General features: G+C 58.8%; 11 protein-coding genes and 5 tRNA genes. 10 read left to right on the forward strand and 6 right to left on the reverse strand.

Annotated elements, in window-relative coordinates:
* The first annotated feature begins 54 nt into the window (after window positions 1-54).
* The 3 genes from P0G09_RS00110 to P0G09_RS00120 all read left to right on the forward strand — a co-directional run bounded on the left by P0G09_RS00110 (window position 55) and on the right by P0G09_RS00120 (window position 2605).
* Complete coding sequence (locus P0G09_RS00110; protein ID WP_215697076.1) at window positions 55-1413, forward strand: alpha-amylase family glycosyl hydrolase; 1359 nt, start codon at window positions 55-57, stop codon at window positions 1411-1413.
* Window positions 1414-1470: 57 nt separating this feature from the next.
* Window positions 1471-1980, forward strand: coding sequence for a transcription repressor NadR (locus tag P0G09_RS00115; RefSeq protein WP_275251643.1), 510 nt, complete (start codon window positions 1471-1473; stop codon window positions 1978-1980).
* An 88-nt stretch (window positions 1981-2068) separates the two neighbouring features.
* Window positions 2069-2605, forward strand: coding sequence for a hypothetical protein (locus P0G09_RS00120; protein ID WP_005933107.1), 537 nt, complete (start codon window positions 2069-2071; stop codon window positions 2603-2605).
* Window positions 2606-2691: 86 nt separating this feature from the next.
* Here P0G09_RS00120 and recG read toward each other — a convergent pair whose 3' ends face one another.
* The 6 genes from recG to P0G09_RS00150 form a co-directional block, all read right to left on the reverse strand.
* Window positions 2692-4752 (reverse strand): ATP-dependent DNA helicase RecG, encoded by a 2061-nt coding sequence (gene recG, locus P0G09_RS00125; RefSeq protein WP_035394160.1) that lies wholly within the window; start codon window positions 4750-4752, stop codon window positions 2692-2694.
* A gap of 94 nt (window positions 4753-4846) precedes the next feature.
* Window positions 4847-4921: transfer RNA gene (locus P0G09_RS00130), tRNA-Cys, on the reverse strand.
* 29 nt (window positions 4922-4950) lie between these two features.
* Window positions 4951-5026 (reverse strand) — tRNA-Gly (locus P0G09_RS00135).
* 36 nt (window positions 5027-5062) lie between these two features.
* Window positions 5063-5136: transfer RNA gene (locus P0G09_RS00140), tRNA-Asp, on the reverse strand.
* A gap of 30 nt (window positions 5137-5166) precedes the next feature.
* Window positions 5167-5242, reverse strand: a tRNA-Gly gene (locus tag P0G09_RS00145).
* 40 nt (window positions 5243-5282) lie between these two features.
* Window positions 5283-5358 (reverse strand) — tRNA-Phe (locus P0G09_RS00150).
* Between the two features lie 326 nt (window positions 5359-5684).
* On the opposite strand from P0G09_RS00150, the gene P0G09_RS00155 reads away from it, so the two are divergent.
* The 7 genes from P0G09_RS00155 to nusA all read left to right on the forward strand — a co-directional run bounded on the left by P0G09_RS00155 (window position 5685) and on the right by nusA (window position 15975).
* A complete protein-coding gene (locus tag P0G09_RS00155; RefSeq protein ID WP_097770972.1) occupies window positions 5685-7676 on the forward strand; it encodes a toprim domain-containing protein in 1992 nt (663 codons plus the stop codon).
* Window positions 7677-7860: 184 nt separating this feature from the next.
* Window positions 7861-10110 (forward strand): DNA gyrase subunit A, encoded by a 2250-nt coding sequence (locus P0G09_RS00160; protein WP_275251644.1) that lies wholly within the window; start codon window positions 7861-7863, stop codon window positions 10108-10110.
* A gap of 211 nt (window positions 10111-10321) precedes the next feature.
* A complete protein-coding gene (gene rlmH / locus P0G09_RS00165; RefSeq protein WP_005933115.1) occupies window positions 10322-10807 on the forward strand; it encodes a 23S rRNA (pseudouridine(1915)-N(3))-methyltransferase RlmH in 486 nt (161 codons plus the stop codon).
* A 239-nt stretch (window positions 10808-11046) separates the two neighbouring features.
* Window positions 11047-12468, forward strand: coding sequence for a glycine--tRNA ligase (locus P0G09_RS00170; protein ID WP_275251645.1), 1422 nt, complete (start codon window positions 11047-11049; stop codon window positions 12466-12468).
* 498 nt (window positions 12469-12966) lie between these two features.
* Window positions 12967-14208: an aminopeptidase gene (locus P0G09_RS00175; RefSeq protein WP_275251646.1), complete on the forward strand. Its 1242-nt coding sequence runs from the start codon at window positions 12967-12969 to the stop codon at window positions 14206-14208.
* A 124-nt stretch (window positions 14209-14332) separates the two neighbouring features.
* Window positions 14333-14824, forward strand: coding sequence for a ribosome maturation factor RimP (rimP, locus tag P0G09_RS00180; protein ID WP_098922896.1), 492 nt, complete (start codon window positions 14333-14335; stop codon window positions 14822-14824).
* A gap of 35 nt (window positions 14825-14859) precedes the next feature.
* Window positions 14860-15975, forward strand: coding sequence for a transcription termination factor NusA (gene nusA, locus P0G09_RS00185; RefSeq protein WP_097772526.1), 1116 nt, complete (start codon window positions 14860-14862; stop codon window positions 15973-15975).
* Window positions 15976-15984 lie beyond the last annotated feature (9 nt).

A 15984-nucleotide genomic window follows, 5' to 3' on the forward strand; every position in this document is an offset into this window, starting at 1 on the left:
TACTGAGCCTGCCGCTGCTGGGCGGCAGAAGAAATGATATGGGAGAGAGTAACTATGGCATGGTATGATACCGCAGTTTTTTATCACATTTATCCGCTGGGCCTGTGCGGCTGTGCGCACGAAAACGACGGCCAGCCCACACCGGGCGCGTTCGCAAAGCTGAACGCCTGGGCCGAGCACGCCTCCAAAGACCTGGGCTGCACGGCCATTTATATCGGCCCGCTGTTCGAGAGCGGCTCCCACGGCTATGATACCATCGATTATCGCCGGGTGGACCGCCGCCTGGGCACCAACGAGGAGTTCAGGGAGTTCGTGGCCAACTGCCACGCCCGGGGCCAGAAGGTCATTGTGGACGGTGTGTTCAACCATGTGGGCCGGGATTTCTTTGCCTTCAAAGACCTGCAGGCCAACCGCGAGAATTCCCGCTATAAGGACTGGTTCTGCGATGTGAACTTCTGGGGCAACAACGAGTACAACGACGGTTTTTCTTACGGCAACTGGGGCGGCTTCAACCTGCTGGTCAAGCTGAACCAGCGCAACCCCGAGGTGCAGAACTACCATTATGATACCATCCGCTTCTGGGTCGATGCATTCGACATTGACGGCATCCGGCTGGATGCAGCGGATGTGCTGGACTTCGACTTTATGAAGGGCCTGCGCCGCCTTGCCAACGAGGTCAAGCCTGAGTTCTGGCTGATGGGCGAGGTCATCCACGGCGATTACAGCCGCTGGGCCAACCCTGAAATGCTTCACTCCGTTACCAACTATGAGCTGCACAAGGGCCTGTGGAGCGGCCACAACGACCACAACTATTTTGAGATCGCACACACCATGCGCCGCCTGCAGGGGCTCTGCCACGACACCCGGCTTTATACCTTTTCCGACAACCACGATGTGGAGCGCCTGCCCAATAAACTGCGGAACAAGGCGCACATCCGGCACATTGCAATTCTAGTATACACGCTTTGGGGCATTCCGTCCATCTACTACGGCTCCGAATTTGGCATCGAGGGCAAAAAGGAGTGGGGCAGTGACTGGCCCCTGCGCCCCTGCCTGGAGCTGGACAAATTCCGGGATGACCTGACCACCAACCCCGTCACCAGTGTGTACGCCGCATTGGGCAGGCTGAAGGCCGAATACCCGGCCCTGAGCTGGGGCGAGGTGAAGGAGCTCCAGCTGACCACCCAGTGCTATGCCTTTGCCCGGGTGCTGGATGGAAAAGCCCTCGTGGCCGTATTCAACAACGGCGACGGCCCGGCGGAGATGGAGTTCCAGCTGCCGGTGGAGGCCAACGCTGCAACGGACCTGTTGGCCGATACCGTGGGCGCTGAGAATGTGATGGTCAGCCTTGCATCTGGCCGGATGAAGGTCCAGCTGCCCTCCAATTACGCCACGGTCCTGCGTCTGGATTGACAGGACACCTGTCATGCACTATTATAATAGGGAAAAATGCTGACAGGGGGAACAACAATGAACGCAGCACAGCGCCGGGAAAAGATCTTGCAACAGCTCCATGGGGCCAGCGCACCCATCAGTGCCAGTGCACTGGCCGCAAAGCTGGGGGTCAGCCGCCAGATCGTGGTGGGGGACGTGGCCCTTCTGCGGGCAGGCGGGGCCGAAATCGAGGCCACCCCGCGCGGGTATCAGTTCCACCCGACCCCCGGCGGCTACACCGGCATCCTGGCCTGTGTGCACAGGACCGCCGATGAGATGCGCACCGAGCTTTACACGGTGGTGGATCAGGGAGGCGTGGTGGTCGATGTGGCGGTGGAAAACCCGCTTTACGGCGAACTGCGGGGCAACCTGAACCTCGCCAGCCGATACGATGTGGACACCTTTATCACCCAGGCAGTCAATACCCCGGAGTGCCTGCTCAGCCGGATGACCGGCGGCGTGCACCTGCACACCCTCCGCTGCCCGGATGAAGAAACATTCCAGAGGATCGAAGCCGCGCTGAGAGAGAAAGGGATTCTCTATTGATATTGTAAGAAAACTCGAACAAACTGTCTATCCCCGAAAAACGAAAAGCGTTGGATATCCAACGAAACAATGAAAGTGGTGGATTATTTTGGACATCCGCATTGAAAAGACTGACCGCGCCATCGAAAAGGCATTCATGGAGCTGCGTGCCCGCCAGCCGCTGGAGAAGATCAGGATCAAAGACCTGTGCACACTGGCCAAGGTGAACAAATCCACCTTTTATGCCCACTATGAGGATATCTATGAGCTGTCCAGCCGGTTGGAGAACAAGCTCATCCATGTCATTCTGGACAGTGTGCCCAATGTGGGGCTTACCGCTGCACACACAGAGCAGCTGACCCGTGAACTGTTCCATGCCTTTGTTCAGAACCAGGAGGCGGTGAACATCCTTTTCTCCGGGGCAAGGCAGGGGATCTTTGCCAACTGCATTGAAAAGGGTCTGCGAGATCGTCTGGCGGCCAAAGACCCCACCTTTGCAGCGGACCCCGACCGGGGCATCCTGCTTTCCTTCTGCGTGCAGGGCTGCTTCTATGCCTTTGCCAACAACAGCGGCCAGATGGACGTGGAACATCTGGTCAATCTGCTGGCTGTGATCGCCAAGGCGGCGCAAAGCCTGAACCGATGACAGAATCGTAATAATGAGAAAGGCTCCTGCTTTCGCAGGAGCCTTTCTCATTTTAAAATACATGGAAACCGGTTCTTTTTATTGTTTCAATTCATGGCTCCAGCCTTTGTGAACATCTGTTCGACCTGCGCGGCGAGCAGGCTGTGCTCCGGCGCTTCCAGCAGGGGGTCTGCGGCCAGCAGAGCGGCGGCCTCGGCCTGAGCGGCGTGAAGGGTGCGGGTGTCGTTCATCAGGTCGGCGATCTGCAGGGTGGGCAGGCCGTGCTGTCGGCTGCCGAAAAAGTCGCCGGGGCCGCGGGTCTCAAGGTCGAACTGTGCCACGGCGAAGCCGTCCGAGGTGGAGCAGAGGAACTTGAGCCGTTTCTGGACGCTCTCGGCGGTGTTGTCGCTGACAAGGAAGCACCAGCTCTCGGCGGCACCCCGGCCCACGCGGCCCCGCAGCTGGTGCAGGGCACTCAGGCCGTAGCGCTCGGCATTCTCGATGACCATGACGGTGGCGTTGGGGACATCCACGCCCACCTCGATGACAGTGGTGGATACCAGTGCGTCCAGCCGGCCGGCTTTGAAATCGTCCATTACCGCGGCTTTCTCCTTTGGCTTGAGCTTACCATGCATCAGGCCGACCCGGCGGTCGGGGAGAAGGGCTTTGGCAATGTCCTCGTAGTAACTCTTCACGGCGTTCAGCCCGCCGTCCGGCGTGTCCTCGATGGCGGGACAGACGATATATACCTGCCGTCCGGCTCCGATCTCCCGGTCGAGAAAGCCGTAGAGATCCCGCCGCTTTTTTCCGGTGATGCACCGGGTCTTGACGGGCTTGCGGCCCGGGGGCAGCTCATCAAGGATAGAGATGTCCAGATCACCGTAGATCAGCAGGCCCAATGTGCGTGGAATGGGCGTGGCGCTCATCACCAGCAGATGGGGGTTCGCAGCCTTTTCGGCCAGCATTCCGCGCTGGCGCACGCCGAAGCGATGCTGCTCGTCCACCACAGCCAGACCCAGCCGGGCAAACTCCACGCCCTCGCTCAGGATGGCGTGGGTGCCCACCACAAGGTCGGCTTCGTCACTGCGGATGGCAGCCAGCGTGGTGCGGCGGGCGGCGGCCTTCATGCCGCCGGTCAGCAGGGCCACACGCATCCCGAAGGGGGCCAGCATCCGGTTCAGATTCTCTGCGTGCTGGGCGGCAAGAATCTCGGTGGGGGCCAGCAGGGCCGCCTGGTATCCGCTGCGGATGCAGGCCCAGATGGCGGCGGCGGCAACCAGCGTCTTGCCGCTGCCCACATCGCCCTGCAAAAGGCGGTTCATGGAGGTGCTGCCGGACAGATCGGTCAGAATTTCGTCTACGGCCCGGCGCTGGGCACCGGTGGGGGAGAAGGGGAGCGATGCCCAGAAGGGGGCCGGGTCGAGCCGCTGCATGGGTGCACCGGTGGAGGCGCTGCCCCGGTTCTTCATTCGTCCAATGCCCAACTGGAGCACCAGCAGCTCCTCGTAGATGAGCCGCCGCCGGGCTGCAAAAGCCTCCTCTTCCGTGGCAGGGCAGTGGATGGCCCGCACAGCATCGGCCTTGGAGAGCAGGCGGTATTTTTTCAGCATCTCCTCTGGCAGCGGGTCGGGCAGGAGTTCCGCATGGGGGAGCAGCTGCCGGATGCATTTTGCGATCACGGTGCTGGAAAGCCCCTCGGTCTGGGGGTAAACGGCCTCGAAAGGAGCGGCGGTGATCTGTGCCGCTGTGCGCACCTGCGGGTTGACCATCTGACGGCGAAGCATCCCGCCGGTCACGATGCCCTCAAAATAGTATTCCTGCCCCAGCTCCAGCTTCTGGGTGGCATAGGGATTGTTGAACCAGGTGATCTCCAGGCTGGAAACATCGTCCCCGGCGGTGATGCGCTCCATCCGCCGCCCGCCCGGCAGGATGCGCCCGGCAGGTTTGGCGAACACCTCGGCCTTCACCACGCACTCGGTGTCTGGCGGGGCCTCGGCAATGGAGTAGGGACGGGAAAAATCGATGTAACGCCGGGGATAGTGGCAGAGCAGATCGGCCAGTGTCACGATGCCCAGTTTCTCGAACCGCTCGGCGGTCTTGGGCCCCACGCCCTTGAGGTAGCGCACCGGCGTGTCCGGGGTCAGGGTGGTGTGATGTTCAGCGGGCATGGCAGGAGACTCCTCTCGTGGTTTTCTTTATTCTAGCACGTCCGGCGGCAAAAGAAAACAAAAAATCCCGGAAGCCACAGCTTCCGGGAACTTTTGGAGGTGACGACCAGATTTGAACTGGTGGATGAGGGTTTTGCAGACCCTTGCCTTACCACTTGGCCACGTCACCATATTTGGAGTGAATATTTCCACTCCATTTGGAGCGGCCGACGAGGCTCGAACTCGCTACCTCCACCTTGGCAAGGTGGCGCTCTACCAGATGAGCTACGGCCGCATATTGGTGCATTTACCCTTGCACCACAGGGAAAGACGACCCGGATCGGGCTCGAACCGACGACCCCCAGCGTGACAGGCTGGTGCTCTAACCAACTGAGCTACCGGGCCATATCCGGAGTGATTATTACCACTCCGTTATGGAGCGGCCGACGAGGCTCGAACTCGCTACCTCCACCTTGGCAAGGTGGCGCTCTACCAGATGAGCTACGGCCGCATATCGGAAGAACAGGAGTAATTCTTGTTCTTCTGAAAGATGGTGCCTCCGATCGGAATCGAACCAATGACACGGGGATTTTCAGTCCCCTGCTCTACCGACTGAGCTACAGAGGCGCACCGGACGATGATTATTATACCTGAAATTTTGATTTTGTAAAGGGGTAAATTCAAAATTTTTGAAAAAAACTGAAACTTTTTTCATTTTATGCGTTTCAACGCGCAAAATAAGAATGACTTTCTGGGCTTTTTTCTGCCGGATCAGGAGGACAAGAAATCTGCCCGAAGAAATTGACAAGTAATACAACCTATGGTTTAATAAAAGAAAAGAACACCGACGCTTTTGCTCTTTACACATCGCTTATACTTATTATAAGGGAAAGAGCAAAGGCGTTTTGATTTGACGACCTGCTCATTACAAGAGAACAGGCCCGGAGGACAGCATGGCAAGAAAACAGGAATATGGCAACGAAAGCATTACTTCGCTGAAGGGCGCCGACCGTGTGCGCAAGCGCCCGGCCGTCATCTTTGGCTCAGACGGCGTGGAGGGCTGCGCCCACTCTATTTTTGAGATCGTCTCCAACTCCATTGATGAAGCCCGTGATGGCCACGGTGATACCATCAATGTGACCCGCTGCAAGGACGGCAGCGTGATCGTGGAGGACTTTGGCCGCGGTATGCCCGTGGACTGGAACAACGGCGAGGGCCGCTACAACTGGGAGCTGCTGTTCTGTGAGATGTACGCGGGCGGCAAATACGGTGAGGGCGAGGACAACTACGAGTTCAGCCTGGGCCTGAATGGCCTGGGCCTGTGCGCCACCCAGTACGCCTCTGCCTGGATGACCGCCGATATCTACCGCGACGGCTTTCATTACCACCTCGACTTCAAAAAGGGTGAGAACGTGGGCGGCCTGCAGAAGGAGCCCTACAAGGGCCGCCGTACCGGCAGCATCATCCACTGGAAGCCCGACGATGAGGTGTTTACGGACATTGACGTGCCCGGCAGCTACTATAAGGATGTGCTGCGCCGTCAGGCCGTGGTCAACGCGGGCCTGACCCTGAACTTTACGGACGAAAAGGAGAAGGACCCCGCCACCGGCAAGCCCTGGAAGGAGAGCTGGTGCTACCAGAACGGCATTGCCGACTATGTGCAGGAGGTGGCAGGAGAGGACACCCTGACCCCGGTGTTCAGCTGCGAAAGCGAGGCCTCCGGCCGTGACCGTGAGGATCAGCCGGATTATAAGGTGCGGATGAGTGCTGCCTTCTGCTTCTCCAATAAGGTGCAGCTGCTGGAATACTATCACAACTCCTCCTGGCTGGAACACGGCGGCAGCCCCGAGCACGCCGTCCGTACGGCTTTTGTCTATCAGATCAACAAATACCTGAAGGACAAGAACCTCTATAAGAAGGGCGAGAGCGCCATCAGCTTCCAGGATGTGCAGGACTGCCTGGTCTACGTCTCGTCCAGCTTCTCCACCCGTACCAGCTACGAGAACCAGACCAAGAAGGCCATCACGAACAAGTTCGTCTCGCAGGCCATGACTGATTTCCTCAAGCATTACCTGGAGGTCTACTTCCTTGAAAAGCCGGAGGAGGCCCAGAAGATCTGCCAGCAGGTGCTGGTGAACAAGCAGAGCCGCGAGCACGCCGAAAAGACCCGCCAGAGCATCAAAAAGACGCTCTCCACCCAGATCGATCTGGCCAACCGGGTGCAGAAGTTCGTGGACTGCCGCACCAAGGATGCTTCCCGCCGGGAGCTCTACATTGTGGAGGGCGATTCCGCTATGGGCGCGGTCAAGCAGAGCCGCGACAGTGAATATCAGGCCATCATGCCCATCCGCGGCAAGATCCTGAACTGCCTGAAGGCCGATTACGCCCGCATCTTCAAGTCTGATGTCATCGTGGACCTTATCAAGGTCATGGGCTGCGGCGTGGAGCTGGGCGGCAAGCATAACAAGGAGCTTGCCACCTTCAACATCGATAATCTGCGCTACAATAAGATCGTCATCTGTACCGATGCTGACGTGGACGGCTACCAGATCCGCACGCTGGTGCTGACCATGCTCTACCGGCTGACCCCCACTCTGATCAACGAGGGCTATGTCTATATCGCGGAATCGCCGCTGTATGAGATCACCACAAAGGACCACACCTATTTTGCCTACACCGAGCCGGAAAAGGCAGCATTCCTGAAGGAGATCGGCGACAAAAAGTATACCATCCAGCGCTCCAAAGGTCTGGGCGAAAACGACCCCGAGATGATGTGGCTGACCACCATGAACCCCGAGAGCCGCCGCCTGATCAAGGTGCTGCCCACGGACGTGGAGGAAACGGCCCGGGTGTTTGACCTGCTGCTGGGAGACAACCTTGCCGGACGCAAGGAGCATATTGCACAGCACGGCGCGGAATATCTGGATGATCTGGATGTGAGCTGACGAGATAAACCCCTCCGTCAATGCTTTGCATTGCCACCTCCCCTAGTAGGGGAGGCCCTGGCGTTGCGGAACGCCCTGCGAGTTCCCCTCTATGCCAAGGGCCCCACTATTAGGGGGGCTGTCGAGCGTATGCGAGACTGAGGGGTTGGATCCGGGATATAGATGCTGATATAGAGGAGCAAAAATGGCAAAACGAACAACCAAAAAAACGACCAAGCCTGTCCGCCCGCAGCTGGGCGACGGCGTTGAGATCCTGAACGCGGGCAGTGTGCTGGAAGATCCCATCACCAGCACGCTGGAGACAAACTATATGCCCTACGCGATGAGCGTCATCGTCTCCCGCGCCCTGCCCGAGATCGATGGCTTCAAGCCCGCCCACCGCAAGCTGCTGTACACCATGTACGGGATGGGTCTGCTGAAGGGTGCCCGCACCAAGTCGGCCAACATCGTGGGCAGCACCATGCACCTGAACCCCCACGGTGATGCCGCCATCTACGATACCATGGTGCGCATGGGCCGGGGCAACGAGAGCCTGCTGGTGCCCTTTGTGGACAGCAAGGGCAACTTCGGCAAGGCGTACAGCCGGGATATGTCCTGCGCCGCTGCCCGTTATACCGAGGCCAAGCTCGAGGGTATCTGCGAGGAACTGTTCCGGGATATCGATAAGGAGACCGTGGACTTTGTGCCAAACTACGACGGCACCACCACCGAGCCGACCCTGCTGCCCGTGACCTTCCCCACCATTCTGGCCAACAATACCCTGGGCATTGCAGTCGGCATGGCCTGCAACATCTGCTCCTTCAATCTGGCAGAGCTGTGCGCCACCACCGTGGCCCTGATGAAGGATCCCAAACACGATATCTCCACCACCATGCCTGCCCCGGATTTCGTGGGCGGCGGCCAGATCCTGTACGATGAGGCCCAGATGCGGGAGGTCTATGAGAATGGCCGGGGCAGCATCAAGGTGCGTGCCCGGTACAATGTGGTGCCCGGCGAGAATATGCTGGAGATCACGCAGATCCCGCCCACCACCACTGTGGAAGCCATCATGGACAAGATCGCCGAGCTGGTCAAGGCGGGCAAGATCAAAGAGATCAGCGATATGCGGGATGAGACCGACCTGAACGGCCTCAAGCTGACCCTTGACCTCAAGCGCGGCGTGGACCCGGAAAAGCTGATGGCCAAGCTCTACAAGACCACCCCGCTGGAGGACAGCTTCAGCTGCAACTTCAACGTGCTGGTGTCCGGTCAGCCCCGGGTCATGGGTGTGCGGGAGATCCTGCAGGAGTGGACAGCCTTCCGCATGGAGTGTGTCCGCCGCCGCACCTACTACGATCTCCACGGCAAGGAAAAGCGGCTCCACCTGCTCAAGGGTCTTGCCGCCATTCTGCTGGATATCGATAAGGCTATCCATATCATCCGCACCACTGAGGAGGAGACCGAGGTGGTGCCCAACCTGATGATCGGCTTTGGCATCGACGAGGTGCAGGCCGACTATGTGGCTGAGATCAAGCTGCGTCACCTGAACCGGGAGTATATCCTCAAACGGACGGGTGAGATCGAACAGCTGGAAAAGGACATTGCCGACCTGAACGATATTCTGGCAAAGCCTGCCCGCATCCGCCGCATCATCATCAATGAGCTGAACGATGTGGCCAAAAAGTACGCACAGCCCCGCCGCAGCGAGATCCTGTATGATCTGCCCGAGGAGGAGAGCGGTGCCGAAGAGGAATCCATCCCTGATTATCCTGTTACCGTGTTCTTTACCCGTGAGGGCTACCTGAAAAAGATCCCGCCCCAGAGCCTGCGCACCGCCGGTGCCCACAAGCTGAAAGAGGGCGATGAGATCATCCATCAGGTGGAGACGCGGAACAACGTGGAGGCCCTCTTCTTTACCGACAAACAGCAGGTGTACAAGGTGCGCCTGAACGAGCTGGAGGACGGCAAGGTGGCCCAGATGGGCATCTATCTGCCGGGCCGTCTGGGAATGGATGAGGGTGAGAATATCCTCGCTATGGTCATCACGGGAGATTACAGCGGCTATGTCCTCTTCTTCTTTGCGGGCGGCAAGTGCGCAAAGATCCCGCTGGCCTCTTACGCCACCAAGCAGAACCGCCGCAAGCTGCTCAAGGCCTACTCCGACAAGGAGCCGCTGGCAAAGCTGCTCTTCCTGCCCGAGGACACGGAGCTGGCCATCCGCACCAGCGCTGGCCGGATGCTGCTGGTCAACACGGCGCAGATCGCTGCCAAGACCACCCGCGACAGCCAGGGTGTTGCTGTTGTGACCCTGAAAAAGAACCAGACCATTGCATCTGTTGTCCCGGCGGAAACGCTGGAGCTTGCCAACCCCCACCGCTACCGTGTCCGCAGCCTGCCCGCCACCGGCGCGCTCATCCGCGCCGAGGACGAGGGCGAGCAGCTGACAATGCTGTAAAAAACTCCCCCAGTCTCGCATTCGCTCGACAGTCCCCTCTAGGATGGGGCCTTTGGCATGGCGGGAAAGCTTTTGCTTGAATTGCAAAGTATTCGGTTTCGCCAGAGGCTCCCTCTCCGAGGGAGCTGGCACGGCGTAAGCCGTGACTGAGGGAGTTCAAGCAGTAGCGGAGACAATTTTAAATCGTTTATCCTGAAAAGAGGAAGCTGTAATGCAGAATATTGACCTGATCTGTATTGGTAAAATGAACGCAAAATATTTTGCCGAGGGCGTGGCAGAGTACCAGAAGCGTCTGGCTGCCTTTGCGGCATTCCGGATCATCGAGCTGCCGGAGGAAAAGATCGAGGAGAAAAATGCCTCCGATGCTGTGGTGAAAAAAGCACTGGATAAGGAAGGAAAAGCCATCCTCTCCAATGTGCGCAAGGGTGCTGCCATCGTTGCCATGTGCATTGAGGGCAGGCAGATCTCCTCCGATGAGCTGGCGCAGTTCCTGGCCGACCGCGCAAACAGCGGGGCAGGGGATGTGGCGTTCGTCATCGGCTCCTCCCACGGCCTGTCCGATGAAGTGAAGAAAGCCGCAGCCCTCAGATTCAGTATGGGCCGCATCACCATGCCCCATCAGCTGGCCCGCCTGGTGCTGACCGAACAGATCTACCGGGCCTGTACCATCAATGCCGGTATGAAGTATCATAAGTAAAACTTGCAAAGAGAAACAGAGGACGGAACAGGCAGCCGTCGCCCGGTGTTAGGAGATGTGGGAAACGTCACCCCGCCTGTTTCTCAGAAAGAAAGGGCCGTTGCAGAAATGCAGCGGCCTTTTGCTTTACAAATATAAGAAAACATGGTAAAGTAAAGATACGCGGCAGTGGGGAAAGCTGCCCGAAACAACACACACGACACGGCAAGCCAGCCGCGGACGGAAAGGATGTTATTACAATGGAACAGAGCGAAAAGACCCTTGATATGATCGTCAATCTCTGCAAGAACCGTGGTTACGTGTTCCCCGGTTCTGAGATCTATGGCGGTCTTGCCAACAGCTGGGACTACGGCCCCCTGGGCGTTGAGTTTAAGAACAACGTCAAGAAAGCATGGCTGAAGAAGTTTGTCCAGGAGAGCCCCTACAATGTGGGCCTGGATGCCGCCATCATTATGAACCCCCAGACCTGGGTGACCACCGGCCACGTTTCCAGCTTCTCTGACCCTCTGCTGGACTGCCGTGCCTGCAAGGCACGCCACCGTGCCGATAAGCTGATCGGTGAGGAGCATCCCGAGGTCAATGTGGATGCTATGAGCTTTGATGAGATGGATCAGTTCATCGCCGACCACGAGGACATCGTCTGCCCTGTCTGCGGCAAGCATGACTTTACCCCCATCCGCAAGTTCAACCTGATGTTCAAGACTGCCATCGGTGTTACCGAGGACAGCTCTTCTACCTGCTACCTGCGCCCTGAGACCGCACAGGGCATTTTCGTCAACTTTGCCAACATCCAGCGCACCACCCGCCGCAAGCTGCCCTTCGGTGTCTGCCAGGTGGGCAAGGCCTTCCGCAACGAGATCACCCCGGGCAACTTCACCTTCCGCACCCGCGAGTTCGAGCAGATGGAGTGCGAGTTCTTCTGCAAGCCCGGCACCGATCTGGACTGGTTCGCTTACTGGAAGGATTACTGCGAGAACTGGCTGCTGAGCCTGGGCATCAAGAAGGAGCACCTGCGCCTGCGCGACCACGAGCCCGCAGAGCTGGCCTTCTACAGCCGTGCCACCACTGATATCGAGTACGCCTTCCCGTTCACCGACTGGGGCGAGCTGTGGGGCATTGCAGACCGCACCAACTACGACCTGACCCGCCATCAGGAGGCCTCCGGCAAGAGCCTGGAGTACTTCGACAGCGAGACCAACGAGCACTACATCCCCTACGTGATCGAGCCCTCTCTGGGCTGCGACCGTGTGGCACTGGCCTTCCTGTGTGAGGCTTACGATGAGGAGCATCTGGTCGATGCCAAGGGTAAGGAAGATATCCGCACCGTCCTGCACCTGCATCCGGCTCTGGCTCCCTACAAGTGCGCTGTGCTGCCCCTGAGCAAGAAGCTGGGCGACAAGGCCATGGAGATCCGCAATGAGCTGAGCAAGTACTTCATGGTGGACTACGATGATACCGGTTCCATCGGCAAGCGTTACCGCCGCGAGGATGAGATCGGCACTCCCTACTGCATCACCGTGGACTTCGACACCGTGGGTGACGAGGCCAAGGGGATCGCAGCTGACAACTGCGTCACCGTCCGCGACCGTGACACCATGGAGCAGGTGCGTATGCCCATCTCCGAGCTCAAGAGCTATATCGAGAGCAAGATCGAGTTCTGATCCAAATAAAAACAGCCCCGCCGTTGCAATTTCGGCGGGGCTGTGGTATATTATAGATAAAGAGAGTGCTGTCCGGCAAACGGTCAGTACCTTCCCGGCAAGTTATTCACAAAGAATGACCGCTCAGGTTTGGACGCTGAGGGCGGTCATTTTTTGTGTGTAAAGATTTTCCATGCGATATCGAACACGCCAAAGCCGACGGTTGCAAGCAACGTCAGCAGGGCTAAAGTTTCCAATAGCGTCATAGAGCATCACCCCTTTCGCAGCAGAGCGTCAGGGGCACGACAAAAAATATTCGCCTCCCCGACGCTTGGGCCGGAAAGGTTAGACCGCTTACCGTATGTGGACAGCACTCCCAAGGTTAGTATAGCAGACGTTTCCCCGTTTTTCAACGCCGGAAGCGTCTGTTTTCTTTTATCCGATGGACAGAATTGAAAAAAGAGGGTATACTTAGGGCAAAACAACCATGCCGTTTCTTGCGGCAGAAAGGAACCTTTTGTGAAAAACTTTGATGAACTGCTCAAAAAATACGCTGACTTTATCGTCCGGGTGGGCGTGAACCCTCAGCCGGGCCAGACCATGATCATCCGCTGCCCGCTGGAGGCTGCCCCGCTGGCCCGCCTGTGCGTGCGCAGCGGCTTCGAGGCCGGTGCCCGTGATGTTCAGGTGGACTGGAGCGACAATGCCGTATCCCGCACCCGGATGGAGCTGGGCAGCGAGGAGGCCCTGACCGACAGCAAGCCCTACCAGCTGCGCCGCTACCTCGACTACGCAGAGAGCGAGGGCAGTGTCTGCGTGCTGCACCTCATTGCGGATGACCCCGAGGTCTACGCCGGCCTGGATGGTGCCAAGATCAGCCGTGTGAACGCCGCCAACCGGAAATTTATGGCTCCCTGGCGGGAGTACACCATGAACGACAGGGTGCAGTGGTCCATTGCCGCCATGCCCAGCGCCCCCTGGGCAAAGAAGATGTTCCCCGAGCTGGACACGGATGCCGCCATCGAGAAGCTGTGGCAGCTCATCTTTGATGTCTGCCGCGTGACCGGCGGTGACCCCGTCAACGAGTGGAAGGCACATCTGGACCGTCTGACCAGTCTGGGCGAGAAGATGAATGATCTTGATCTGGAGAGCGTCCACTTTGAGAGCGCCAACGGCACTGACCTGACCGTGGGCCTGGCCGAGAAGGCCAGCTGGGAGAGCGCCGGCAGCAAGAACGAGAAGGGCGTGTTCTTCCTGCCCAACATCCCCACCGAGGAAGTGTTCACTGCTCCCCACAAGGATAAGGTGGACGGCATCGTCTACGGCACCAAGCCCTATGTGTTCAATGGCCAGCTCATCAAGGGATTCCATGTTACCTTCAAGGATGGCAAGGTCGTTGAGCATGGAGCCGAGGAGGGTGCTGACCTGCTGGGCCGGCTGCTGGATACCGACGAAGGTGCCCGCCATATCGGTGAGGTGGCACTGGTGCCTGCATCCAGCCCCATCAACCGCAGCGGCGCGCTGTTCTACAGCACTCTGTTCGATGAGAACGCTGCCTGCCACATCGCCTTTGGTGCCAGCTACCCCGGCACCACCGAGGGCGGCACCGGCCTGACCAAGGAGCAGCTGGAAGAGCGCGGCATGAACCAGTCCACCATCCATGAGGATGTGATGATCGGTGCAGAGGACAGCCATATCACCGGCAAGTGCCGTGACGGCCGTGTGGTGGAATTGTTCCGGAACGGTGTCTGGGTGCTGTAAGGGCAAAATTTCACGAAACCCCTTGCATAATTACCGGAAGTATGCTATATTCTAATAGTACGATATAACTTTTACTGAAACGTGGGCCGCAAGGTCCGCGTTTCTTGTTTGTTTGGAGGTTTTTATGGCGAAGCAGTCTGGCGGAAATACCGCCCAGAGAGTCGAAGCGCTTGTCCGCCCCACTGTGGAGGGCATGGGCCTGCGCCTGTGGGACGTGGTCTTTGAAAAGGAAGGGCCGGACTGGTATCTCCGTGTCCTCATCGACAAAACGGACGGCACCACCATGGACACCGACACCTGTGCCGATGTCTCCCATGCGCTGGACCCCATCCTGGATGAGGCGGACCCCATTGAACAGAGCTATTATCTGGAAGTCGGCAGCCCCGGCCTGGGCCGCAAGCTGACCCGCCCGGAGCACTACGAAGCCGTTCGGGGCCAGAAGGTCAGCGTCAGGCTGTACCGGGCCAACGAGAACGGTGTCAAGGAGTTTTCCGGCCTCCTGACTTCCCGCGAAGGCAATACCATCACGCTGGAAGGCCCGGCCGGCCCCATGCAGTTCGAGCTTTCCGCCGTCAGCACGGTGCGCCTGTGTGACGACGAGGACCTGTTTGATTAAAAGAGAAAGAATGATATTTAGGAGGAACCCGAAAAATGGCTGCAGCGAACAATGATTTTTTTGAAGCTCTCTCCATGTTGGAGCATGAGCGCGGCATCACCGCAGAGTACCTGATCGAGAAGATCAAGGCTGCCATCGTGATCGCTGTCAAGAAGAACTATGAGGTCGAGGACGACAACGTTCTGGTGGAGATCGACCCCGACAGCGGCAAGTTCAACGTCGCTCTGGTGCAGAACGTTGTCGCCGATGAGGACTGGTACGATGAGCACGCCGAGATCGGCATCACCGAGGCCCAGAAGATCCGCAAGAGCTATGAGGTCGGCGACCGCGTTGTGACCCCCCTCAAGACCAAGGACTTCGGCCGCATTGCCGCCCAGACCGCAAAGCATGTCATCCGTCAGGGCATCCGGGAAGCCGAGCGCAGCCAGCAGCTGAGCGAGATCCAGTCCCGCGCCCATGATATCATCCAGGCCACCGTTACCCGTGTGGACAACGAGAAGGGCATCGTGGCCCTGGACCTGGGCAAGGGCGGCGAGGCCATCCTGCCCCGCAACGAGCAGGTGCCCGGCGAGACCTACACCGAGGGCCAGACCCTGCAGGTCTACGTTGTGGACGTGGTCAGCGGCGAGCGCGGTGCCCGCGTGATGATCAGCCGCACCCACCCGGGCCTGGTCAAGCGCCTGTTCGAGCTGGAAGTGCCCGAGATCTATGACGGCACCGTTGAGGTCAAGGCCATCAGCCGCGAGGCCGGTGCCCGCACCAAGATGGCTGTCTGGAGCAAGGATGCCAACGTCAACCCCGTTTCTGCCTGCATCGGCCCCCACGGCGACCGTGTGGCCGCTGTGGTCGAGAAGCTGGGCGGTGAGAAGATCGATATCGTCAAGTGGAGCGAGGATGTCTCCGAGTTCATCTCCGCTGCCCTGAGCCCCGCCAAGGTGCTCAAGGTCGAGCTGCTGCCCGGCGAGACCCGCTCCTGCCGCGTCACCGTACCCGACCAGCAGCTGAGCCTGGCCATTGGCAACAAGGGACAGAACGCCCGCCTGTGCGCCCGCCTGACCGGCTACAACATCGACATCCGCCCCGAGAGCGGCTACTACGGCGAGGACGAGGAGCCCAAGGCTGCCGAGCCCAAGACCGAGGACGCTGAGTAAGAGCGGCTG

Origin of the sequence: Faecalibacterium sp. DFI.5.82 (assembly GCF_029076575.1) — a bacterium.
In the GTDB taxonomy this organism is placed as follows: Bacteria; Bacillota; Clostridia; order Oscillospirales; family Ruminococcaceae; genus Faecalibacterium; species Faecalibacterium duncaniae.

Bases quoted from the DNA above. Each gene is read 5' to 3' on its own strand.
- P0G09_RS00110 (WP_215697076.1), top strand. From the start codon at position 55: ATGGCATGGTATGATACCGCAGTTTTTTATCACATTTATCCGCTGGGC.
- P0G09_RS00115 (WP_275251643.1), top strand. From the start codon at position 1,471: ATGAACGCAGCACAGCGCCGGGAAAAGATCTTGCAACAGCTCCATGGG.
- recG (WP_035394160.1), bottom strand. From the start codon at position 4,752: ATGCCCGCTGAACATCACACCACCCTGACCCCGGACACGCCGGTGCGC.
- P0G09_RS00155 (WP_097770972.1), top strand. From the start codon at position 5,685: ATGGCAAGAAAACAGGAATATGGCAACGAAAGCATTACTTCGCTGAAG.
- P0G09_RS00160 (WP_275251644.1), top strand. From the start codon at position 7,861: ATGGCAAAACGAACAACCAAAAAAACGACCAAGCCTGTCCGCCCGCAG.
- rlmH (WP_005933115.1), top strand. From the start codon at position 10,322: ATGCAGAATATTGACCTGATCTGTATTGGTAAAATGAACGCAAAATAT.
- P0G09_RS00170 (WP_275251645.1), top strand. From the start codon at position 11,047: ATGGAACAGAGCGAAAAGACCCTTGATATGATCGTCAATCTCTGCAAG.
- rimP (WP_098922896.1), top strand. From the start codon at position 14,333: ATGGCGAAGCAGTCTGGCGGAAATACCGCCCAGAGAGTCGAAGCGCTT.
- nusA (WP_097772526.1), top strand. From the start codon at position 14,860: ATGGCTGCAGCGAACAATGATTTTTTTGAAGCTCTCTCCATGTTGGAG.